Raw genomic sequence first — 20,728 nt, 5'->3', positions numbered from 1 at the left:
TCCCTTTCTGCCTCCGCAGCCCCTGCTGTTGTTAGTACTGATTACAGCGGTGAGTACCTGTGCAAAGGCAACAACATCGCTGTAGGTGATTATGAAGTGACGATCTACCTGAAGAAGAACCGTCGTAACAGCACCTCACAGATCGCCGTGTACGACCTGGCGACGCATACCGAGAACAAGCAAAGCTATACCGGCCAGACCATAACCCGCGGCAAACAACTGGCCATGACATTTAAATTGTCTGATGCCAAATTTGCAGAGTTTTCTACCGGCCTGGGCCAGTTCACCAAAGCAGGCAAGCTGTGGTCTTTCAAGAATGACTATTATGAGCCTGATGATACCGGCGGCAATTACGGCCACGAAACCTGCACGCAAAAACCTATCCTGCTTTCGGCACCCGCCAATGGAAAAATCCCGGTGACTAACAGATAAGTAAAGTCTAGCAGATAAGAAAGTCTAGCCGCTAGGACAGCTGAACACGCTAAAACTGATATCGTTTTTTTGGTGTTAAAATAGCAGAATTCTTCTGAACGTAAGGTTTTCATGAGTCAAATGGTTGAAGTATTGGTGCCGGATATCGGCAATTTTGACAGCGTCGATGTGATCGAGGTATTAGTCGCGGTCGGCGACACCATAGACAAAGAAGATTCACTGGTGACAGTCGAATCTGATAAAGCGTCCATGGACATCCCCTCTTCTCACGCCGGTGTCGTGAAAGAACTCAAGATCGCGGTCGGCGACAAGGTCGCCAAAGGCAGCCTGATCCTGCTGCTGGAAAGCGCAGCCACTGCAAGCCCGGAAACCAAACCGGACCAGCCTGCGCCAGCAGCGGCCACTGCACCAGTTGCTGCGCCCAACTCCGAAAACAAGACCACAGCACCGCAAGCTGCAGTGGCTACCGGCAATCACGATGTGACTTGCCAGGTGATGGTACTGGGCTCAGGCCCTGGCGGCTACACTGCCGCTTTCCGCGCTGCTGACCTCGGCCTGAAAGTGGTGCTGGTCGAGCGCTACCCTACCCTGGGTGGTGTCTGCCTGAACGTCGGCTGTATCCCTTCCAAAGCGCTGTTGCATACTGCTAAAGTCATCACCGAAGCTGAAGAGACCGAAAGTCATGGCCTGAGTTTCGGCAAACCGGCCATCGATCTGGAGAAGCTGCGCAACTGGAAATCCAATGACGTGGTCAACAAATTGACTGGCGGCCTGGCGCAAATGGCCAAGGCCAGAGGCGTCACCGTGGTGACTGGCCTGGGTAAATTCACCAGCCCCAATCAGATCGCAGTGACCGCTGCCGATGGCAAAACCACCCTGGTCGGCTTTGACAATGCCATTATTGCCGCAGGCTCGCAGGCGACCAAATTCCCAGGCGCACCGGATGATGACCGTATCATGGATTCCACCGGCGCACTGGCACTGGCAGATATTCCTGGCCGCATGCTGGTGGTCGGCGGCGGTATCATAGGCCTGGAGATGGGCACCGTATATGACGCACTGGGCAGCAAGGTCAGCGTGGTCGAATTTATGGATGGCTTGATCCCCGGTGCTGACCGCGACCTGATCCGTCCGTTGCAGAAACGTATGGAAAAGCGCTTCGAGAGCATCATGGTCTCAACCAAGGTGGCAAAACTTGAAGCCAAAGCTGACGGCATTCATGTCGATTTTGAAGGCGCGAACGCTCCCAAGGAAACCCAGATCTATGACCGCGTGCTGGTCTCTATCGGCCGCCGTCCTAACGGTAAAAACATAGGTGCCGAAAATGCCGGCGTCGCCGTCGACGACAGAGGTTTTATTGCCGTTGATAAACAGATGCGTACCAATGTCCCGCATATCTTCGCCATTGGCGATATCGTCGGCCAGCCTATGCTGGCACACAAAGCCACGCATGAAGCCAAAGTCGCTGCCGAAGTGATCGCCGGCCACAAGGTCGAATTTGTCGCCACGGTGATCCCATCAGTCGCTTATACCGACCCTGAGATCGCATGGGTAGGCCTCACAGAAACCGAAGCCAAGGCCAAAGGCATAGAGATCGATAAAGCCAGCTTCCCCTGGGCTGCCAGTGGCCGTGCGCTGTCTATCGCACGCACTGAAGGCGCCACCAAGCTGATCTTTGATAAAGAGACCCATAGAGTGATCGGTGCCGGTATTGTTGGTATCAATGCCGGTGAATTGCTGGCAGAAGCGGTACTTGCCATTGAAATGGGTGCGGATGCACATGATCTGGGTCTGACCATACATGCGCACCCGACGTTGTCGGAAACCGTATGCTTTGCCGCCGAACTCAAGGAAGGCACTATCACCGATATGTTGCCGCCTAAAAAACGCGCCTAAATAACGCTAAGTTCAAACGTTTATTAACAGCAAAAAGCCCGCAAATAGCGGGCTTTTTGTTTGGCTCAGCCCATGGTCACTTATAAAGGGATATCACTGGCAAGCGATTTCTTTAAGCACCGCATCCGGGAATTGCGACTGCGACTTTTGCAAGCCTGCAAACTGTTGCGCAGAGACACTGAACAGTTTGATCACCGACTGGCCCTGGCCACCATTGCGGGTAGACTTGATCAGCAGACGCACGCCTTTGGCTTTCAGGTCTTCCATCAATTTATCTGCCAGTTTTTCATCGCGGAACACGCCGAACGAGATGGCATTGCGCCACTTGGGGTCATCCTGGACGATAAAAAAGTCTTCCACCCCCAATTTACGCAACTCATCCGCTTTGGTCTGCGCTGCTTCGGCGGATGCCATAGGCGGTTTATAGATCCAGTAACGGATATTCTCCTGGCCGAACACTGGCTGGCCGACCTGGGTCTTGATGTTTAATTGTTGTGCCAGATTGACCGCCTCGTTAACCCTGGCGGTATTAAAACTGCTCCACTCATAACACACACCTGCCGTCGCCGGACGTGATTCGGCGGTCTTGAGCGTTTCCTTTTTGTTGGCGGGTTTGCTTTCAGCGATAGCTGGGGTTACCTCCTGCGCTGGCGGGCTGGCGAGCAATGCAGTGTCTTGCGCCGGTGCAACCGTGCGTTTGGGGTAAGTTTCCAGCGCACTGGCGCTGAGTAACTTGATTCTTTCGGGATGGACTTCGGGTTTGAGGCTGCTCACTGCGGGCGACAAAGCGTCGCGTTTAAAATAGGCAAACACGACTATATTCAGCAATAGCAGTATCCAGAATAATCTTTTCATTGTTATGTACTTTCAGCCAAACAGGCCAGCCCCTTTAATACCAGATTATCCACAATAATCGCGTTCAATGACAATGCATCTGGCAAATATCTCTGCAAAATCATCGCATCACCACCGCTCAATACCAACGCCGGCTGACGCCCGCCCAGCAATGACTGCAACTGCGTGTACTGGCTGGCCATAGGCGCGATCAGCGCCTGCACGCAGCCTGTCCACATCGCCTGCTGGCTATTGCGCGCAAAACCAGAGGCGAGTGCGGTATTGTGCGGATAGTCGTGATCCAGCTGCGCCGTACCCTGTTGCAGGCTCTGCCACATCAGGCGCAGGCCGGGCTGTATGCTGCCGCCGGCAAAAGTAGCGCTGGCCTCTGCCGCCACAGTTTGCGTGACCGGGGCATCAGTAATCAGCGCATCCCGAATCAGTGCATCCATGGTCATCGCCGTGCCAGCGGTCACCACCAGGGCATCCTGCTGATGTAATCGCCACACCGCCAGCACGCTGCACCAGCGGTCGCTGCCTAACTGGGCCGGCAGGCTGTAACTATTTTGCAGACCCAGTAGCGTGGAGCTTGCCTTGACCAGGATCACTTTTTCTTTGACTGCATCCAGCGATCGCAGCCAGTCAGCACCGGCAACATTGCTGACCAGGATCTCCCTGGCTTGCGCCAGTGCGGCATGCAGGGCCTGGCTATCTGCGCACTCGCTGTCGTGCAACCATAACTGGTTTTCCAGCGCGACCACCTGCATATGCATTTCCAGCGTCAGTGGCGGTTCAGGGCACCATGCCCACTTGGTACGCGTGTTGCCGGCATCTATCAATAGCTTCATGCTGCACTCCGCACGCTGATCTCTCCTGCATTAAAGCGTTGCTGGCCACCGGCGGTCTCAACCAGCAGGCTACCTTCTTCTGCCACACCTGTGACTTGCCCGGCCACCACCTGCCCGTTCGCCATTAACAGATTCACCGGCTGCTGATGAAAGGCGTGGTGCGCCATCCACGATTGCTGGAAATAGCTAAAACCGTGCTCGCTGAACTGGTTCAAATGCAAAGCCAGGGCGGCCAGGCAACGGCCCAGCAATGTGTTGGCATTCAAGGTTTCTCCAGATAACTGGTTCAGGCCCAGCACTGGCTGCTCTATCTGCTCGCGCATGGCCTGTTCAATATCCAGGTTGATGCCTATGCCTATCACCGCCGCGCTTGGCCCTTCCATATCGCCTTGCAGTTCGATCAGGATGCCACCCAGCTTATGCCATTGCCCCTGATACATGACCACCAGGTCGTTCGGCCATTTCAGCTGCACCTCAGTCAGGCCACTCTCATGCAAGGCACGCAACAGTGCCAGGCCTATCACCAGGCTCAGGCCAGACAGCCCCGCCGCGCCGCACTGAAAGCGCCACAATAATGAAAAAGTCAGGCTACCGCCCAACTGTGAAAGCCAGCTGCGGCCTCTGCGACCGCGGCCTGCCGTTTGCACCTGCGCCACAGCACAGGTGCCGTGAGCCACGCCACGCGCGCTTTCCTGCATCAGATAGCGATTGGTGGAATCGACCTGTGCCAGCACCTGTAAATGAAACCATGAAGCGTATTCGCCGCAAGCCTGGAAAATGGTTTCGGCATCCAGCAGCGTCACCGGCTTGGGTAAACGGTAACCACGCCCACGCACAGAAAAAACCGTGATGCCTATCGCCTGCGCGGCCTGGATGGCGTTATACACCGTGGCGCGTGTCACGCCGAAGCGCTGTGCCAGTGCCTCACCTGAGTGAAACTTGCCATCGGCCAACACCGCCAGTATGGGAAATGCCAGTTTATTCATAGTGTTACTTTATGCGCTAGATCCGGGACGTTCATCACAGCCTGCAGTTTAGCATAGACGCCTTGCACAGCCTGTGGCTTAACGCCCGCTACTAAGCCTATCACCGTTGTCTATTAAGGGTTTTGGGTCAGGGGATGAAGCGTGTAAAATAAACACACTTCAGAAACTTCAAGATTTGCCATGTCTACAGAAAAAGAACCGATCCCAGCCGCCTCTAACTTTATTCGTGCCATCATCGAAAAAGACCTGGCCGAAAACAAATATGCCAGCAAACATTGGGCGGGCTCCCCGGGCGATGCCGCACATCAATCCAGCGGCCAGGTAGACTTTGCCAGGATACGCACCCGCTTTCCGCCCGAGCCGAATGGCTATCTGCATATCGGTCATGCCAAATCCATTTTCCTCAACTTTGGCCTGGCGCGTGATTACAACGGCGTCTGCCATATGCGTTTTGACGACACCAACCCGGAGAAAGAAAGCCAGGAGTACGTAGACAGCATCTCTGACATGGTGCAATGGCTGGGCTTCGGCTGGAACAACAGCACCCCCACGGGTGCCGAAACCAACCTGTATTTTGCCTCGGATTATTTCGATGTGATGTATCAGGCTGCAGAAGCGCTGATCACGCATGGTCATGCCTATGTCGATGAACAAACCGCCGAAGAAGTGCGTATCAACCGTGGCACGCTGACCGAGCCAGGGAAAGACTCGCCTTTCCGCAACCGCAGCGCAGAGGACAACTTACGTATCTTCCGCGAGATGCGCGATGGCAAACACGCCGACGGCAGCATGCTGTTACGTGCCAAGATCGATATGGCCTCGCCTAATATCAATATGCGCGACCCGGCCATCTACCGCATACGCCGCGCGCATCACCACAACACAGGTGACCTATGGTGCATCTACCCGATGTACACCTTCGCCCACCCGATCGAAGATGCGCTGGAGCAGATCACCCACTCCATCTGTACACTGGAATTTGAAGACCAGCGCCCGTTCTATGACTGGCTGATGGCACGCCTGGTTGAAGCCGGCTTGCTGGCCAACCCGGTGCCTTACCAGTATGAATTTGCGCGTTTGAACCTGACTTATGTCGTGCTTTCCAAACGCAAACTGATACAGCTGGTAGAAGAAAAACACGTTAGCGGCTGGGATGACCCGCGCTTGCCTACCCTGGCTGGTGCGCGCCGTCGCGGCTACACGCCGGAAGGCTTTAAACTGTTTACCGACCGCATCGGTGTTTCCAAAGCCGATTCATGGATAGATTACAGCATACTCGAAGACTGCATGCGCGAAGTGCTCAACGAATCCGCACCACGCAAGATAGGCGTACTCGACCCGATCAAACTGGTCATTGATAACTACCCGGACGCTCAGGCAGAAGATTGCTACGCGCCTAACCATCCGCAAAAACCAGATCTCGGCAAACGCGTAGTCAAACTCTCCAAAGAACTGTGGATAGAGCGCGAAGACTTTATGGAAGAGCCTGCCAAAGGCTATTTCCGCCTGTTCCCCGGTAATATGGTGCGCCTGCGCTACGGCTACGTCGTCAAATGCCTGGGTTGCGAGAAAGACGCTGCCGGCAATGTGACCGTGGTGCATTGCGAATACCTGCCAGACACCAAATCCGGCACCCCGGGTTCAGACAGCGTCAAAGTCAAAGGCAATATACACTGGGTCAGCGCAGCGCATGCGTATGAAGCTGAAATCCGCCTGTATGACCGCCTGTTTAAAGACGCGCATCCGGGTAGCGGAGACCGCGACTTTCTGGATGACATCAACCCGGATTCAGTGACCACGATCACGGCGCAACTGGAACAAGGTGCGCAAGAGGCTCAGGCCGGCGATATTTACCAGTTTGAGCGCCACGGTTACTTTGTCGCCGACCGCAAAGACAGCGTGCCAGGTAAACCAGTTTTTAATAGAACGGTGACGTTAAAGGACACTTGGCAGAAATAAACACACTTGGCAGAAATAAACATAGGTGCCATGATGTTAGTCAACCGATTGGATGGAGCTATCAGATGAAAACCTCAGAGATTATTTCCGAGTTGGCCAACTTGCCGGTTGATGAGCGCGCGATAATTGCAGACAGCCTGTTGCAAACACTCAATGCAACGCAACCTGAAATAGAACAAGCCTGGTTAAAGTTAGCGCAACAACGTTTGACTGAGATCAGCACTGGCAAAGTGCAAACCTTAGCAGCAGAAGCGGTATTTGAAAAAATTGATCATCGCTTGGGCGCATGAAGTTACGCTTTCACCCGGAAGCAGCTGTAGAGCTTGAAGAAGCTATTTTTTATTATGAAGAACGTCAAAAAGGGCTGGGCAAACAGCTGAATCTGGAAATCAAATCTACAGTTCAGTTAATAACAGCGCATTCACAAGCGTGGACAATGATTGAGCACAATATTCGGCGTATCTTGGTACGCCGTTTTCCTTATGGGGTGCTGTATTCCGTCGTGAATGATGAGATTTATATACTCGCCGTCATGCATTTGAATCGCGAGCCGAATTATTGGAAAAATCGTATATGAGTTATCAGGGAGATGATTTTTAAGATATCATTTCCCTGGCAGACTCCTGGTCCTTGTATGACAATTCATTTTCGCAACCGAATTTGCTAGAAACAGGGGAAAAGTAATGGTTAGCAAAAAAATACCTGCTAATAAAGAACTGCAAGATGTAGATCAGGCTTTGCGTCGAGCGGCATTAAAGGCCAAGCAAGAGGCCGAAAGGCTTGGCACCCCATACATAGTTAGCCAGGCCAGCGAACAAAACCTTAAAGCCCCTCAGTCACCTATCAAGTAAAAATGTCCGCACCAAGGGCATTTGCAGTCTCACAGAAGAAGATGTGTACAGACATGATTAAATCTATTCCACTCTCTCAAGCCACCCGCCTGTTGAACCACGGCCCTACCACTATCATCACGGCCGCGCATGCCGGCAAACGCAATATCATGGCCGCGGCATGGGCATGCGCTCTGGATTTCAAACCGCCAAAAGTGACTGTGGTCATCGATAGCAAAACTTATACGCGTGAGCTGATGGAAGCGGAAGGTACGTTTGCCATCAACCTGCCTTGTGTAAAGCAGATCGAGATGGTGAAGAAAGTCGGCAGTATCAGCGGCAGGGATTTTTCCGAGACGGACAAGTTTGCTGAATACGGCATAGAAACGTTTGCCGCACAGGAGATCAGCGCGCCTCTGGTCAAAGATTGTGTGGCATGGCTGGAATGCAGGATCATCCCTGAACCGCATAACCAGCAGAGTTACGATCTGTTTATTGCTGAAGTGGTGGCCGCTTATGCCGATGAACGGGTATTCAGCGATGGCCGCTGGCATTTTGACGGCCATGATGATTTACGCACCGTACACCACATTGCAGGTGGCGTATTTTTTGCAACTGGTCAGCAATGTTGATGGCCGAATAGGCCCGTATCACTAGTACACAAGCCCTGCGCATCCCCGCAGGGCTTTTTATTTTCAGACGATTCCTACAGACCGCTACTAAACTTCTGTTGTACGCTAGTGTCACTTTATATATCAATTTTGCTGGTTAGTGACACCGTGCTTTCCCACGGAAAGCGACGAAACGGATGCCGATGCATTCAAACAAGCAAATATACTTGCATCGCCCTCTCCCCTATACATCACTAGCCAGCTATAGGCATAGACATCAGCCAGACATGGACTGATATGCCGCCCAGTTTTATAAATTGCTGTTAGGAATGTATGCGTGCGCCACATCAACAAAAGAATGACCCCTTATATGTATTGCTCATCAGTGTTCATGGCTTGATCCGCGGCGAAGAGCTGGAGCTGGGCGTAGACGCGGATACCGGCGGGCAGTGCACTTATGTACTCGACCTGGCCAAGGCTCTGGCTGACCACCCGCAGGTGAGCAAGGTTGACCTGCTCACCCGCCTGATCCAGGACCCCGACGTAGGCGCTGACTATGCACAACCTGAAGAAAAGATCAGTGATAAAGCACGCATCATACGCGTGCCTTGCGGGCCTAAACGTTACCTGCGTAAGGAAGTATTGTGGCCGCACCTGGACCAGATGGTGGACCGCTGCCTGCATTATCTGCGCCAGCAGGGCCGGCTGCCGGATGTGATCCATTCCCACTATGCCGATGCCGGTTATGTAGGGCGTCAGCTTTCAATGTTGCTGGGCATTCCGCAGATACATACCGGGCACTCTCTGGGCAAACCCAAGCAGGAACGCCTGCTTTCCAGTGGCCGTAAAGCAGAGAAAATCGAAAAGCAGTTTAATTTTGAACGCCGCATCACCGAAGAAGAAGCTCTGGTGCAACATGCTTCGCTGATAGTCACCAGCACCCGCCAGGAAGTCGAACTGCAATATGGTATGTATACCCGCCCCGACCCCAAGCGTTTTCGCGTGATCCCGCCGGGCACCGACACCTCGCGTTTTTTACCGCCGGGCAGACGGCCGATCTCGGCCACGGTTGAACAAAGCATCAATCGCTTTCTGGATAACCCGAAGAAGCCGATGATCTTATGCATCTGCAGGCCAGAGCTGCGTAAGAATATCAAAGGCCTGATCACCGCCTATGGCAATAACCCGGCCTTGCAGCGGCGCGCCAACCTGGTGCTGGTGGCCGGCAGCCGCGAGAATATCCGTGATCTGGAAAAATCACAGGCCACAGTACTCACAGACTTGCTGCTGGATATTGATAGCTATGATCTGTGGGGCAAAGTCTCTATCCCTAAAAACCATGCCCAGGAAGATGTGCCTGAAATGTACCGCATGGCCGCTAAAAGCCGTGGCGTATTTATCAATGCGGCGTTCACCGAGCCGTTCGGGCTGACGCTGCTGGAAGCCGCAGCCTGCGGCCTGCCTGTGATCGCACCCGACGATGGCGGCCCGCGCGATATCCTGGGTAACTGCCACCACGGCTTGCTGGTAGATACCCTGGATAGTGCTGCAATCGGCGATACCCTGCTCTCGGCTTTAACTGACAGCCCGCGCTGGCACAAATGGTCCAAGAGTGGCGTGTTGAATGTCAAACGCCATTACACCTGGGCCGGCCATGTGAATAAATATGTCAAGGAAGTGCGCAACCTGTTGCGCAAGCAGCGCAAGAACCTGCGCAGGCAGCAGATCGCCTCTCATAACGGCAAGTCACATATCCCGCTGGCACAACATGCTTTTATCACCGATATCGACAACACCTTACTGGGTAACCGCGAGGGGCACGAAGCTCTGGTCGATTGGCTGCGAAACAACTCCGGCTACAATATTTTCGGCATCGCCACCGGCAGGCCGCTGGAAAGTGCCATTGATATTTTGCGTAAAAACCGTATTCCTATCCCGGATGTGCTGATCACCTCGGTCGGCTCCGAGATCCACTATGGTTTGCGCAGCATCCCTGATGTAGGCTGGGCCAACCATATCCGGCATCTATGGCGCAGGGAATACCTGCTTGAAGCCATGAAGAAGATCCCTGGTCTCAAATTGCAGTCGGCGGAGAATCAACGCGAATTCAAGATCTCTTATATCGTAGACCCCAAAAAAATGCCGGCCCTGGACGAGATCCATGCGCATCTGCGTAAAGAGCACCTGCATGCGCAATTGATTTATTCGCATGGCGAATTTCTGGATTTGTTACCCATGCGCGCCTCCAAAGGGCACGCCATCCGCTACCTGTCTTACAAATGGGGGCTGCCGTTGGCTAACTTCCTGGTGTCCGGCGATTCCGGCAACGATATCGAGATGCTGATGGGCGATACCATGGCGGTAGTGGTGGGTAACCATAGTGAAGAACTCAGCCACCTCAAAGGCGTCAACCGCATTTATTTTGCCGAGGCAAGTTATGCGCACGGCATTCTGGAAGGCATGCAGCATTACAAATTCGGCGCGCCTGCGCAAACCGGCAAAACCAGTGACCAGCCGCCGGCCAGGGCAACAAAGAAAAAAACGCACGAAACTGCAGATGAAAAAGTGATTTAGGAGCACTGACCATGTACGAACAAATCTCGCATTCTTTATTGAATGACATCCTGACAGAAGTTAAACAACCCAAGGGTGAAGACTGGCAGCATTTTTATACCCGGCTGGGCGCCAATTTTTATGCGATCTATTCGCTGTTCCAGCATTTGTACGGGCAGCGTGAAGACTTCAAGCCGCAGCTTGCCAGCCTGGTGTCTGTGCTTTCCAGGCAATATGCGCAGCGGGCACCGCATTTAAGGCTGAAAGACCTGGAACGTGAAAAGAACCACGACTGGTTCATGCAACAGAAGCTGGTAGGCATGGCGCTCTATTGCGAGGGTTTTGCCGGCAACCTGGCCAATATGAAAGACAAGCTGGCTTATCTGCAAGAGCTGGGGGTCAACCTGGTGCACATCCTGCCCATCTGTGACTGCCCGGAGCAGGCCAATGATGGCGGCTATGCGGTACGCGATTTTCGCAAAGTCGATCCGCGCTATGGCTCTATGCAAGACCTGGAGCAATTGATCGCCGCCATGCAGCAATGCGACCTGCTGTTGACGCTGGATGTGGTTGTCAATCACACCTCGGACGAGCATGCCTGGGCCATCAATGCCAAAAATGGCGAGCAGCGTTACCAGGACTATTACTATATGTACCCTGACCGCACGGTGCCTGACATGTTTGAAGCCTCTATGCCGGAAGTGTTTCCCGAGCATGCGCCAGGTAGTTTCACCTTTAATGCTGAAACCGGCAAATGGGTGATGACAGTTTTCAACAACTACCAGTGGGACCTGAACTACAGCAACCCGGCGGTATTGATAGAGATCGTCGATATCATCCTGTTCTGGGCCAATAAAGGCGTGGATATCCTGCGGCTGGATGCGGTGGCCTTTTTGTGGAAAAAGATAGGCAGCGCCAGCCAGAACGAGCGCGAAGCCCACCTGATCCTGCAATTGCTCAAGGACTGTTGCCAGGTGACGGCGCCAGGCGTGATCTTTATTGCCGAAGCGATCGTCGCACCGCTGGAGATCATTAAGTATTTTGGTGAAGATGCGGTGAATGCCAAGGAATGCGAGATCGCCTATAACGCCACTTTTATGGCCCTGTTATGGGATGCGGTCGCCACCAAGAACACGGTGTTGCTGACCAATGGCGTCAGAGACCTGCCGGAAAAACTAGACCGCGCCACCTGGCTGAATTATGTGCGTTGCCACGACGATATCGGCCTTGGTTTTAGTGACCAGGCCATCATCGCTTCCGGCTTCGAGCCAGTCTCGCACAGGCGTTTCCTGGTCGATTACTACACCGGCCAGTACCCTGATTCCAATGCCCGCGGTTTTGCCTTTGGTGTCAACCGTAAAACCGGCGATGCCCGCATCTCCGGGGCGCTGGCCTCGCTGGCCGGACTGGAGACCGCGCTGGCAAACAATGACCTGCCGGCCATCGATAATGCCATCCTCACCATACTGCTGCTGCATAACCTGATCATGTCGTTTGGCGGCATCCCGCTGCTTTATTACGGTGATTCGGTAGGCACGCTGAACAATGACGGTTATTTGCAGGATTCCTCCAAAATGCATGATAACCGCTGGGTGCACAGGCCGACCCTGGATTGGGATGAGATGGCGCTGAGGAACGAGCCCGGCACCGTGCAGCAACGCCTGTTCAGCCAGATCAAGCAGATGATCGCCATCCGCAAGGAGATCTCAGCGTTTGCCGACCTGAATAATAGGGAATTGATAGATATGGTCAATCCGCATCTGTTTGCTTTCCATCGCTATGTGCAAACCGGCATGCACCCAAAAGTGGTGGTGATAGCCAACTTTGACGTACACCCGCAGCGGGCGGCCCTGCATCTATTCAAACAAAAAAATCTGCAAAAAGCCGAAGGCACCCTGATAGACCTGTGCAGCGGCCAGACCGTGCAGATCGAAGATGATGCCATCATCCTGCCTAAACTCACCGCTTACTGGCTAGCTGCTTAACTTTTTAAGGTCGCTTAATATTTCAAAAGGAACCCCTGCATGACTGAATGGTTTACCTATTTTGGCATCGCCAACCCGGCCGAGGCACTGGCGCTGACCAAGACCCTGCTGCGTATTTTTGTCATCGTGGTCATCGCCTACCTGCTTAACCGTTTAAGCAAACGGGCGCTGAACGCCTTGCGTGACAGCCTGAGCAATCAAGCCAGCAGTCATCTGGAAGAGACCAAACGTATCAATACCGTGACCATGGTGCTGCGCTACATTATCACCACCGTCATCATTGCCATCACCATCGTTGAAGTGCTGCATGAACTGGGCATCTCTATCGCCCCGGTACTGGCTGCTGCCGGTGTGGTCGGCCTGGCCATCGGTTTTGGCGCACAGAGTCTGGTCAAGGATTACTTCACCGGCTTCTTTCTGCTGCTGGAGAACCAGATCCGCAAAGACGATGTGATAGAAGTGGCCGGCAAATCCGGCCTGGTGGAAGAGATCACGCTACGCTATATCAAAATGCGCGACGATGACGGCAATGTGCACTATGTGCCTAACGGCCAGATCCTCACCGTCACCAACCGCTCGCGCGATTTTTCTTATGCGGGCATAGAGATCACCCTCCCCGATCAGGAGAACAGCAGCAAAGTGATTGCAGTGGTGCAGCAAACAGCCGACCAGCTGGCGCAAGACGCTGCGTTTAAGAACAAGATACTGGCGCCGGCCGAAGTGACTGATATCGGCAAGCTGACCGACGATTCATTGGTCATACGCTGCCGTTTCAAGGTATTGCCGTTGGAACAGGCTGCGGTAAAGCGCGAATACTTCAAACGCATCAAACAGGCATTCGCGCAGCAAAAGGTCGTTTTTCATCTGCAAGCCTGATCCGCTGGCTGATGCCTGCCTGATTTAAAGCCCTTGCTGGCGCTTTCTCTTTTGGCGTTGCCGATAAGCCAGCAACAGAATGATGCCTGCCACATTCGGCAACCAGATATACCAGTTTGACCACGGGATACCGTCGATCTTGTAATCCGAGACCGGCCAAAACATGGGCGTAGGGAAATATTGCAGGCTGTGGAACGGAAAATCCAGCGTGATATGAAACGGCCAGCCCAGCATGGCGAAGGCGATATCCTTACGCCAGATGGCGACCAGGCCGATCACGGCAAAGGCGATCACGAAACTGTGGCCCACGGTATAGGCCGGATAGATCCAGTCTGGCAAGGTAGCCAGTGCCGGCTTACCCCAGCGATAAGTACCATCGATCACGCGCGCGAGCATGAGCGCGCCGAACGAGATCAGGTCTGGCATGGCACCCATCAGGGCTGCAAATTTCGGGTATTTGCGTATGCCGAACAGGCCATACCCCCACAGTGCGTGACTAAAGGTATCCATGCAGTGCTCCCTGTTTGATTAAGCGGCCAGCTGGCGTATCACCGCCGCCAGCGCTTCTGCCTGCGATTGCACCAGCGACTGGTTCAGGCCTTCTACCATGACACGTATCTTTGGTTCAGTGCCGGATGCGCGCAGCAAGACACGGCCTTCACCATTGAGTGCAGTCTCGGCCTGTTTTACAGCATGTTGCACCGCGTCCTGTTCCAGATCCAGCTTATGTTTGGTGGTCACATTGATCAGCACCTGCGGATACAGCGCCAGGTCTGCACCCAGTTGCTGCAGGGTCTTGCCGCTCTCGCGCAGTGAATGTAACACCTGTAGCGCCGCAATAATGGCGTCACCGCTGCTATGTTTATCCAGGGTCAGGATATGGCCTGAGTTTTCGCCGCCCAGTTTCCAGTTCTTGCTCTGCAATAATTCAAGCACGTAACGGTCACCTACTTTGGCACGGCCAAACGGGATCTGGTGTTTTTGCAGCGCATGTTCCAGCGCCAGGTTGGTCATCAGCGTACCCGCTACGCCACCCTTGAGCTTGCCTTTGGCATACAGGCCCATGGCGATGATATACAGCAACTGGTCACCATCCAGCAGTTGTCCGCTGCCATCGACCATCATGACACGGTCACCATCGCCATCAAATGCGATCCCCAGGTCAGCCTGCTGCGCCAGCACGGCCTTTTGCAGGGCTTGAGGATGGGTAGAGCCTACCTGCTCATTGATATTGAGGCCGTCAGGCTGGTTGCCTATGGCGATCACTTCAGCGCCCAGTTCATGAAACACATCCGGGGCGACATGATAGGTGGCGCCATGCGCACAATCGAGAACGATCTTCAGGCCACGCAAGTCCAGATGGCTGGGGAAAGTACTTTTACAGAACTCGATATAGCGCCCGGCAGCATCATCCACACGCCTGGCTTTGCCCAGGCTGGCCGATTCCATCACCTGCATAGGCTGGGCGATCGCTGCCTCAATGGCAAATTCGACATCGTCAGCCAGTTTGGTGCCCTGGGCAGAAAAGAATTTGATACCGTTGTCGTAATACGGGTTATGTGAAGCCGAGATCACGATGCCGGCCTGCGCACGCAGCGCACGGGTCAGATAGGCGACTGCCGGCGTAGGCATGGGGCCGGTCAGCAACACATCCACACCTGCGGCTGACAGGCCTGCCTCCAGCGCGGCTTCCAGCATATAGCCGGAGATGCGCGTGTCTTTACCGATCAACACCGTAGGCCGCTGGCCTTTGGGTAATTGCTCCTGGCTGGCCAGGACACGCCCGGCAGCGTAGCCCAGTTTCATGACGAATTCGGGATTGATAACTGACTCACCCACACGTCCGCGGATGCCATCAGTGCCAAAATATTGTTTACCCATACTGATTATACTTTCCTGATTTATTATACTTGCCTGATTTATTTGAGTGCGGTGACGACTTTTAATGCTTCTACGGTAGCTTTGACATCATGCACCCGCAGCAGATGCGCACCCTGCATGGCACTCACCACGGCAGCAGCCACACTGGCATACAAGCGGGCAGCGACATCGTTGCCTGTTACCTGCCCTAATACCGATTTACGCGACAGCCCCACTAACAGCGGGCTGCCCAGGTCTAGCAACTCAGCCAGTGATCTGGCCAAAGCGATATTATGCGCGCGTGTTTTGCCAAAACCAAATCCCGGATCCAGCATGATGCGGTCTGCGGCTATGCCTGCAGCCAGGCAGGTATCACGGCGTGCGCGCAGGAAATCTTTGACTTCAAGCAGCACATTCTCATACTGCGGATCATCCTGCATGGTCTGTGGCGTGCCCTGCATATGCATCAGACACACACCAGCCTGGCTTGCTGCCACCACTTCCAACGCGCCGTCTTCCTGCAGGGCGCGTACATCATTCACGATACTGGCGCCTGCGTCTATGGCCGCCCGCATGACGGCAGGTTTATAGGTATCTATGGAAATCGGCACAGGGATATTGCGCGCCACCAGTGCTTCTATCACCGGGATGACGCGTTGCAACTCTTGCTCCAGCGGCACAGGCGTGGCATTTGGCCGGGTGGATTCGCCACCGATATCGAGCACGGCCGCGCCGTCTTCTATCAATTGCAGTGCATGCGCCACCGCGGATCCGGTGTGCGTATATTGACCGCCATCCGAAAACGAATCCGGGGTCACATTGAGTATCCCCATCACCTGGGGGGTGCTTAGATCTAATGTAAATGCGCCGCAGCGTAAGTGCATAAAAACAATTCTGTAAAAAAATAAAGGCTGGCAAAAGCCAGCCTTCATATTCTAACTTAAAGCCCTGAGTCTATTGATTATTAAAATCGGTTTCATCAGTTTTAGCTGTAGGTTGCGGCGATGTATTCACCACTGTGCCGCCGCTACCGCTGCCACCACTGCTGACTGCAGGCCCATTTTTCGGCTTGGCCGGACGTACCGGCAAGCCAGCCATGATGTCGTTGATCTGGTCAGCATCTATGGTTTCCATTTCCATCAAGGCCTTGGTCATGGCTTCGACTTTATCGCGGTTCTCTTCCAGCAGTTTACGCGCAAGTGCATATTGCTCATCAAGAATACGGCGGATCTCAGCATCGACTTTCTGCTGGGTCGCTTCGGACACAGTACGTGAAGACATGCTGCCCATCCACGAATCCTGCTCGCTACCTGCATATACCATGGTGCCCAGACTATCAGACATACCATATTTGGTGACCATATCACGCGCCAGTTTGGTCGCACGCTCAAAGTCGTTGGAAGCACCGGTAGACATCTGGTGCATGAAGATCTCTTCGGCGATACGGCCACCGAACAGGATAGAGATATCGTGCAACATCTTGTCTTTGTAGTTGCTGATGCGGTCATGCTCAGGCAACTGCCAGGTCAGGCCCAGGGCCCAGCCACGCGGCATGATGGTGACTTTGTGCACCGGGTCAGCAGTAGGCAATAACTTGGCAACCACTGCATGGCCGGACTCATGGTAAGCCGTGTTCAGGCGCTCTTCTTCACGCATGACCATGGATTTACGCTCCGGACCCATGAAGATCTTGTCCTTGGCATCTTCAAAGTCCTGCATATCCACCGTGCGCTTGTTGCGGCGCGCTGCAAACAAGGCGGCTTCGTTAACCAGGTTGGCCAGGTCGGCACCGCTAAAGCCTGGGGTACCACGAGCCAGGATATCTGCTTTCACATCCGGGTCGATAGGCACTTTGCGCATATGCACATTCAGGATCTGCTCGCGGCCTTTGATATCCGGCAAGCCTACCATCACCTGGCGGTCAAAACGGCCAGGACGTAACAGGGCTTTATCCAGCACATCGGCACGGTTGGTCGCAGCGATCACGATCACGCCGGAATTCGCTTCAAAACCATCCATCTCGACCAGCATCTGGTTCAATGTCTGTTCGCGCTCATCATTACCGCCGCCAGTACCGGCACCACGGTGACGACCGACCGCGTCGATCTCGTCAATAAACACGATACAAGGCGCGTTTTTCTTGGCGTTCTCAAACATGTCGCGTACACGTGCAGCACCGACACCGACAAACATTTCTACAAAGTCAGAACCGGAAATGCTGAAGAACGGTACTTTCGCTTCACCGGCGATCGCCCGTGCCAGCAAGGTCTTACCAGTCCCCGGAGGGCCGACCATCAATACGCCACGCGGGATACGACCACCCAGTTTCTGAAACTTGCTCGGGTCTTTGAGGAATTCAACCAGCTCGGCGACTTCTTCTTTGGCTTCGTCGCAACCGGCCACATCGGCAAATGTAGTGCTGTTATTGGATTCGTCCAGTTGACGTGCTTTGCTCTTGCCAAAAGAGAATGGGCCACCGCCCTTGCCGCCACCCTGCATCTGGCGCATAAAGAAGATCCAGACACCTATCAGTAAGATCATAGGGAACCAGGACACGAAAATACTCATCAGCATGGATTCGCGCTCTTCAGGCTTGGCATCCACAATGACGTTGTTTTTTAACAGATCTGAGACCAGCCATGGGTCTGAAGGGGTGAAGGTATCGTAGTTCTTGCCTTCGTTAGTAGTCACGTGCAGATTGCGCCCATCGATCTGGACTTTTGCCACGCGGCCATCCCTGACCTCTTGCATGAATTGTGAGTAAACCACCTGACCGCTATTTTTGCTGGTGCCGTTGAATTGATTAAATACTGTCATCAACAACAAGGCGATAGCTACCCAAATCGCGATATTCTTCAGTAGATTGTTCAAGATGGTTCCTTAACTAAAAAACGAAAGGCGGGGAATACCCCTACTGGTGACAATGGAGGCGATACCAACATTTTCAAGCCCTACATTGTATTGTATACATATATTTATGCTTGCGCGATGAAACTAGAAGGCAAAAACCGTTGCATTTCAGGGTTTTCGATGTAATCCCAGCAAGTAGACTTCACTGCTACGGTCACGCGAGGCTTTCGGTTTGCGCGTGACGACTTTTTCAAACTGGCTACGCATTTGTTTGACGATCTCGTCAAAGCCGCTGCCTATAAACACTTTGACCAGGAAATGGCCACCCGGTTTCAACCAGTCCTGACAAAATTCCAGTGCCAGTTCGGTCAAATGCGTCGCACCCGCCTGGTCTACATCTTTCAGGCCGCTCATATTGGGGGCCATATCGGCAATCACTAAATCCACCAATTTACCTTTCAGGCTGGCTTCAAGCTGCCTCAACACTACTTCTTCACGGAAGTCGCCACAAATAAACTCTACGCCTGGGATGGGGTGCATCTCCAGCAGATCGAGCGCAATGATGCGCCCCTGCCCTTTCAGGCGTTGCACGGCCACCTGCGACCAGCTGCCCGGGGTAGATCCCAGATCTACCACCGTCATACCGGGTTTGATTAGTTTGTCTTTGTCGTCGATTTCCAGCAACTTATACGCCGCACGGGCGCGATAGCCATCTTTTTGTGCGCGTTTGACGAATTCGTCGTTTAGATGCTCTTGCATCCAGGCTTTGCTGGTTCTGGTAGGTTTCATAGAGTGATTATTCGCTTCGTGCTAAAATAGAGGCTGTCTTGAAGGAATGCTTTTATGCAACTAAATAGTAAACAAATCGCGCATTTACGTGGCCTTGCCCACACACTGAATCCAGTAGTCATGATTGGCAATAATGGCCTCACAGAAGCGGTATTAAAAGAAATCGATCTCAACCTGAATGCCCATGAACTCATCAAGGTGCAGGTGTCAGGTGATGACCGCGCATTACGTAAAAGTATACTGGATGAAATCGCTAGCAAGGTGAATGCACTTGCGGTTCACCATATTGGCAAACAACTGGTGTTTTACCGCGCCAGTGACACGGTGAAAGCCTCGGCAAAAATCGTCATCCCAAAAATTTAAAACGTTTGGTCTGATAAAAAAACGCGCATTATCTGCGCGTTTTTTCATTGGTTAACTGGATTTGATCACCAGCCACAAGCCGAGCACACATTCCACCAGGTAGGCGACACTGGCTATGCCATGCCAGGTCCTGAAACGGCTGGCAAACACACTTTGCATCACATCATTCGGCAAGGCACTGGCCTTGAGTTGCGCCAGCAGCGGCTGGATACCGAATTCGCCGACCAGCACCAATATCCACATCACCAGCACTATCCAGAACAGGCTTTGCCTGAAGGCTGAAAAACCATCTGCGGCCAAACGCTGTATCAATAGCCACAGGCCGCTGCCTATGCCTATATAGCTGACGATGGTGAACAACTTGCCCGCTACCAGACCGGCCAGTTGCCGGTCAACGATGTTCTGGAACAGCACGCTGGCGGTGATGCCAGTCATCCACAATGCACCCACCCACAGAGTGAGCAACACCGGGCTTATCCATGCGATCAATCCAGCTTTGCGTGCCATGTGCTTTCCTTGAATAGAGGGCGCTTGCGATCAGACGTTATTTATACAGCACTTCTATGATTTCGTACTCTTTGATGCCACCCGGAGATTGCACCTCTGCTACTTCGCCTTCGGATTTACCGATCAGGCCACGCGCAATCGGTGAGCTGACCGAGATCTTGCCGTTCTTGATATCCGCTTCGTCTTCACCAACGATCTGGTAGATCTTGCTATCGCCGGAATCCAGGTCTTCAAAACGCACGGTGGCACCAAATACCACGCGACCTTCTGCATTCAAGGTGGTTGGATCTATGATCTGCAGGTTGGAAAGCTTGGCTTCCAGCTCTGAGATACGGCCTTCAATAAAGCTCTGACGCTCTTTGGCCGCTTCATATTCGGCATTTTCTGACAAATCACCCTGCGCACGTGCTTCTGCAATCGCCTGAATGATGTTAGGCCTGTCAACCGCGCGCAGACGCTGTAATTCTTCTTTGAGTAATTCTGCACCGAGCACGGTCACAGGAAATTGATTTACTGCCATAACGAAAACCTTGAAAAAATGAAGTATAA

At 53.3% G+C, this 20,728-nt stretch carries 21 protein-coding genes; 11 read left to right on the top strand and 10 right to left on the bottom strand.

Annotated features, from left to right (window positions below):
- Positions 1-96: 96 nt before the first annotated feature.
- Both ACT6RZ_RS04185 and lpdA read left to right on the top strand, forming a co-directional pair.
- A complete protein-coding gene (locus tag ACT6RZ_RS04185) occupies positions 97-432 on the top strand; it encodes a hypothetical protein (RefSeq protein WP_444700935.1) in 336 nt (111 codons plus the stop codon).
- A 111-nt stretch (positions 433-543) separates the two neighbouring features.
- Entirely contained in the window at positions 544-2,328 is a 1,785-nt protein-coding gene (gene lpdA / locus ACT6RZ_RS04180; protein ID WP_444700934.1) for a dihydrolipoyl dehydrogenase, read from the top strand.
- A gap of 93 nt (positions 2,329-2,421) precedes the next feature.
- Here lpdA and ACT6RZ_RS04175 read toward each other — a convergent pair whose 3' ends face one another.
- The 3 genes from ACT6RZ_RS04175 to ACT6RZ_RS04165 are packed head-to-tail and all read right to left on the bottom strand — an operon-like array spanning position 2,422 to position 4,996.
- Complete coding sequence (locus ACT6RZ_RS04175; RefSeq protein WP_444700933.1) at positions 2,422-3,183, bottom strand: SPOR domain-containing protein; 762 nt, start codon at positions 3,181-3,183, stop codon at positions 2,422-2,424.
- Positions 3,184-3,185: 2 nt separating this feature from the next.
- A complete protein-coding gene (locus tag ACT6RZ_RS04170) occupies positions 3,186-4,010 on the bottom strand; it encodes a type III pantothenate kinase (protein WP_444700932.1) in 825 nt (274 codons plus the stop codon).
- Complete coding sequence (locus tag ACT6RZ_RS04165; protein ID WP_444700931.1) at positions 4,007-4,996, bottom strand: biotin--[acetyl-CoA-carboxylase] ligase; 990 nt, start codon at positions 4,994-4,996, stop codon at positions 4,007-4,009. Before ACT6RZ_RS04165 ends, ACT6RZ_RS04170 begins: the two co-directional genes overlap by 4 nt.
- 180 nt (positions 4,997-5,176) lie before the next feature.
- On the opposite strand from ACT6RZ_RS04165, the gene ACT6RZ_RS04160 reads away from it, so the two are divergent.
- From ACT6RZ_RS04160 to ACT6RZ_RS04125, 8 genes are all read left to right on the top strand, one after another.
- The gene (locus ACT6RZ_RS04160) at positions 5,177-6,955 is read left to right on the top strand and encodes a glutamine--tRNA ligase/YqeY domain fusion protein (protein ID WP_444700930.1); all 1,779 of its coding nucleotides are present in this window, start codon (positions 5,177-5,179) and stop codon (positions 6,953-6,955) included.
- 65 nt (positions 6,956-7,020) lie between these two features.
- Positions 7,021-7,245 carry an addiction module protein gene (locus ACT6RZ_RS04155; protein WP_444700929.1) on the top strand — a complete coding sequence of 75 codons (225 nt, stop codon included), beginning with the start codon at positions 7,021-7,023 and terminating at the stop codon, positions 7,243-7,245.
- On the top strand, positions 7,242-7,532 hold the full coding sequence (locus ACT6RZ_RS04150) for a type II toxin-antitoxin system RelE/ParE family toxin (RefSeq protein WP_444700928.1): 291 nt from the start codon (positions 7,242-7,244) through the stop codon (positions 7,530-7,532). Before ACT6RZ_RS04155 ends, ACT6RZ_RS04150 begins: the two co-directional genes overlap by 4 nt.
- Positions 7,533-7,638: 106 nt before the next feature.
- A complete protein-coding gene (locus ACT6RZ_RS04145) occupies positions 7,639-7,806 on the top strand; it encodes a hypothetical protein (protein WP_444700927.1) in 168 nt (55 codons plus the stop codon).
- Between the two features lie 53 nt (positions 7,807-7,859).
- Positions 7,860-8,417, top strand: a complete 558-nt coding sequence (locus ACT6RZ_RS04140) for a flavin reductase family protein (protein WP_444700926.1) — start codon at positions 7,860-7,862, stop codon at positions 8,415-8,417.
- 312 nt (positions 8,418-8,729) lie between these two features.
- Entirely contained in the window at positions 8,730-10,970 is a 2,241-nt protein-coding gene (locus tag ACT6RZ_RS04135; protein ID WP_444700925.1) for an HAD-IIB family hydrolase, read from the top strand.
- A gap of 11 nt (positions 10,971-10,981) precedes the next feature.
- The gene (locus ACT6RZ_RS04130; protein WP_444700924.1) at positions 10,982-12,934 is read left to right on the top strand and encodes an alpha-amylase family protein; all 1,953 of its coding nucleotides are present in this window, start codon (positions 10,982-10,984) and stop codon (positions 12,932-12,934) included.
- A gap of 39 nt (positions 12,935-12,973) precedes the next feature.
- The gene (locus tag ACT6RZ_RS04125; protein ID WP_444700923.1) at positions 12,974-13,810 is read left to right on the top strand and encodes a mechanosensitive ion channel family protein; all 837 of its coding nucleotides are present in this window, start codon (positions 12,974-12,976) and stop codon (positions 13,808-13,810) included.
- A gap of 24 nt (positions 13,811-13,834) precedes the next feature.
- Here ACT6RZ_RS04125 and ACT6RZ_RS04120 read toward each other — a convergent pair whose 3' ends face one another.
- From ACT6RZ_RS04120 to rlmE, 5 genes are all read right to left on the bottom strand, one after another.
- Positions 13,835-14,320: a hypothetical protein gene (locus ACT6RZ_RS04120; protein ID WP_444700922.1), complete on the bottom strand. Its 486-nt coding sequence runs from the start codon at positions 14,318-14,320 to the stop codon at positions 13,835-13,837.
- 18 nt (positions 14,321-14,338) lie between these two features.
- Positions 14,339-15,691, bottom strand: coding sequence for a phosphoglucosamine mutase (gene glmM, locus ACT6RZ_RS04115; RefSeq protein WP_444700921.1), 1,353 nt, complete (start codon positions 15,689-15,691; stop codon positions 14,339-14,341).
- A 38-nt stretch (positions 15,692-15,729) separates the two neighbouring features.
- Positions 15,730-16,554 carry a dihydropteroate synthase gene (gene folP, locus ACT6RZ_RS04110; protein WP_444700920.1) on the bottom strand — a complete coding sequence of 275 codons (825 nt, stop codon included), beginning with the start codon at positions 16,552-16,554 and terminating at the stop codon, positions 15,730-15,732.
- Between the two features lie 70 nt (positions 16,555-16,624).
- Positions 16,625-18,541, bottom strand: a complete 1,917-nt coding sequence (gene ftsH / locus ACT6RZ_RS04105) for an ATP-dependent zinc metalloprotease FtsH (RefSeq protein ID WP_444700919.1) — start codon at positions 18,539-18,541, stop codon at positions 16,625-16,627.
- Between the two features lie 147 nt (positions 18,542-18,688).
- Complete coding sequence (gene rlmE / locus ACT6RZ_RS04100) at positions 18,689-19,309, bottom strand: 23S rRNA (uridine(2552)-2'-O)-methyltransferase RlmE (RefSeq protein WP_444700918.1); 621 nt, start codon at positions 19,307-19,309, stop codon at positions 18,689-18,691.
- A gap of 54 nt (positions 19,310-19,363) precedes the next feature.
- On the opposite strand from rlmE, the gene yhbY reads away from it, so the two are divergent.
- The gene (gene yhbY, locus ACT6RZ_RS04095) at positions 19,364-19,672 is read left to right on the top strand and encodes a ribosome assembly RNA-binding protein YhbY (RefSeq protein ID WP_444700917.1); all 309 of its coding nucleotides are present in this window, start codon (positions 19,364-19,366) and stop codon (positions 19,670-19,672) included.
- 51 nt (positions 19,673-19,723) lie between these two features.
- Here the strand turns inward: yhbY and ACT6RZ_RS04090 are convergent, their stop codons facing one another.
- On the bottom strand, positions 19,724-20,179 hold the full coding sequence (locus tag ACT6RZ_RS04090) for a DUF4149 domain-containing protein (RefSeq protein ID WP_444700916.1): 456 nt from the start codon (positions 20,177-20,179) through the stop codon (positions 19,724-19,726).
- A gap of 37 nt (positions 20,180-20,216) precedes the next feature.
- Positions 20,217-20,699, bottom strand: coding sequence for a transcription elongation factor GreA (greA, locus tag ACT6RZ_RS04085; protein WP_379035664.1), 483 nt, complete (start codon positions 20,697-20,699; stop codon positions 20,217-20,219).
- Positions 20,700-20,728 lie beyond the last annotated feature (29 nt).

It is taken from the genome of Methylophilus sp. (assembly GCF_052437885.1).
Taxonomy (GTDB): Bacteria; Pseudomonadota; Gammaproteobacteria; order Burkholderiales; family Methylophilaceae; genus Methylophilus.
This window is presented reverse-complemented; position numbering and strand designations above follow the sequence as displayed.

Excerpts from the sequence above, each read along its gene's own strand:
- rlmE (WP_444700918.1), bottom strand. The coding sequence starts at position 19,309 with ATGAAACCTACCAGAACCAGCAAAGCCTGGATGCAAGAGCATCTAAAC.
- ACT6RZ_RS04160 (WP_444700930.1), top strand. The coding sequence starts at position 5,177 with ATGTCTACAGAAAAAGAACCGATCCCAGCCGCCTCTAACTTTATTCGT.
- ACT6RZ_RS04150 (WP_444700928.1), top strand. The coding sequence starts at position 7,242 with ATGAAGTTACGCTTTCACCCGGAAGCAGCTGTAGAGCTTGAAGAAGCT.
- ACT6RZ_RS04170 (WP_444700932.1), bottom strand. The coding sequence starts at position 4,010 with ATGAAGCTATTGATAGATGCCGGCAACACGCGTACCAAGTGGGCATGG.
- ACT6RZ_RS04155 (WP_444700929.1), top strand. The coding sequence starts at position 7,021 with ATGAAAACCTCAGAGATTATTTCCGAGTTGGCCAACTTGCCGGTTGAT.
- ACT6RZ_RS04175 (WP_444700933.1), bottom strand. The coding sequence starts at position 3,183 with ATGAAAAGATTATTCTGGATACTGCTATTGCTGAATATAGTCGTGTTT.
- ACT6RZ_RS04090 (WP_444700916.1), bottom strand. The coding sequence starts at position 20,179 with ATGGCACGCAAAGCTGGATTGATCGCATGGATAAGCCCGGTGTTGCTC.
- lpdA (WP_444700934.1), top strand. The coding sequence starts at position 544 with ATGAGTCAAATGGTTGAAGTATTGGTGCCGGATATCGGCAATTTTGAC.
- ACT6RZ_RS04120 (WP_444700922.1), bottom strand. The coding sequence starts at position 14,320 with ATGGATACCTTTAGTCACGCACTGTGGGGGTATGGCCTGTTCGGCATA.
- ACT6RZ_RS04145 (WP_444700927.1), top strand. The coding sequence starts at position 7,639 with ATGGTTAGCAAAAAAATACCTGCTAATAAAGAACTGCAAGATGTAGAT.
- ACT6RZ_RS04140 (WP_444700926.1), top strand. The coding sequence starts at position 7,860 with ATGATTAAATCTATTCCACTCTCTCAAGCCACCCGCCTGTTGAACCAC.
- ACT6RZ_RS04135 (WP_444700925.1), top strand. The coding sequence starts at position 8,730 with ATGCGTGCGCCACATCAACAAAAGAATGACCCCTTATATGTATTGCTC.
- greA (WP_379035664.1), bottom strand. The coding sequence starts at position 20,699 with ATGGCAGTAAATCAATTTCCTGTGACCGTGCTCGGTGCAGAATTACTC.
- yhbY (WP_444700917.1), top strand. The coding sequence starts at position 19,364 with ATGCAACTAAATAGTAAACAAATCGCGCATTTACGTGGCCTTGCCCAC.
- ACT6RZ_RS04130 (WP_444700924.1), top strand. The coding sequence starts at position 10,982 with ATGTACGAACAAATCTCGCATTCTTTATTGAATGACATCCTGACAGAA.
- ACT6RZ_RS04165 (WP_444700931.1), bottom strand. The coding sequence starts at position 4,996 with ATGAATAAACTGGCATTTCCCATACTGGCGGTGTTGGCCGATGGCAAG.
- ACT6RZ_RS04125 (WP_444700923.1), top strand. The coding sequence starts at position 12,974 with ATGACTGAATGGTTTACCTATTTTGGCATCGCCAACCCGGCCGAGGCA.
- glmM (WP_444700921.1), bottom strand. The coding sequence starts at position 15,691 with ATGGGTAAACAATATTTTGGCACTGATGGCATCCGCGGACGTGTGGGT.
- folP (WP_444700920.1), bottom strand. The coding sequence starts at position 16,554 with ATGCACTTACGCTGCGGCGCATTTACATTAGATCTAAGCACCCCCCAG.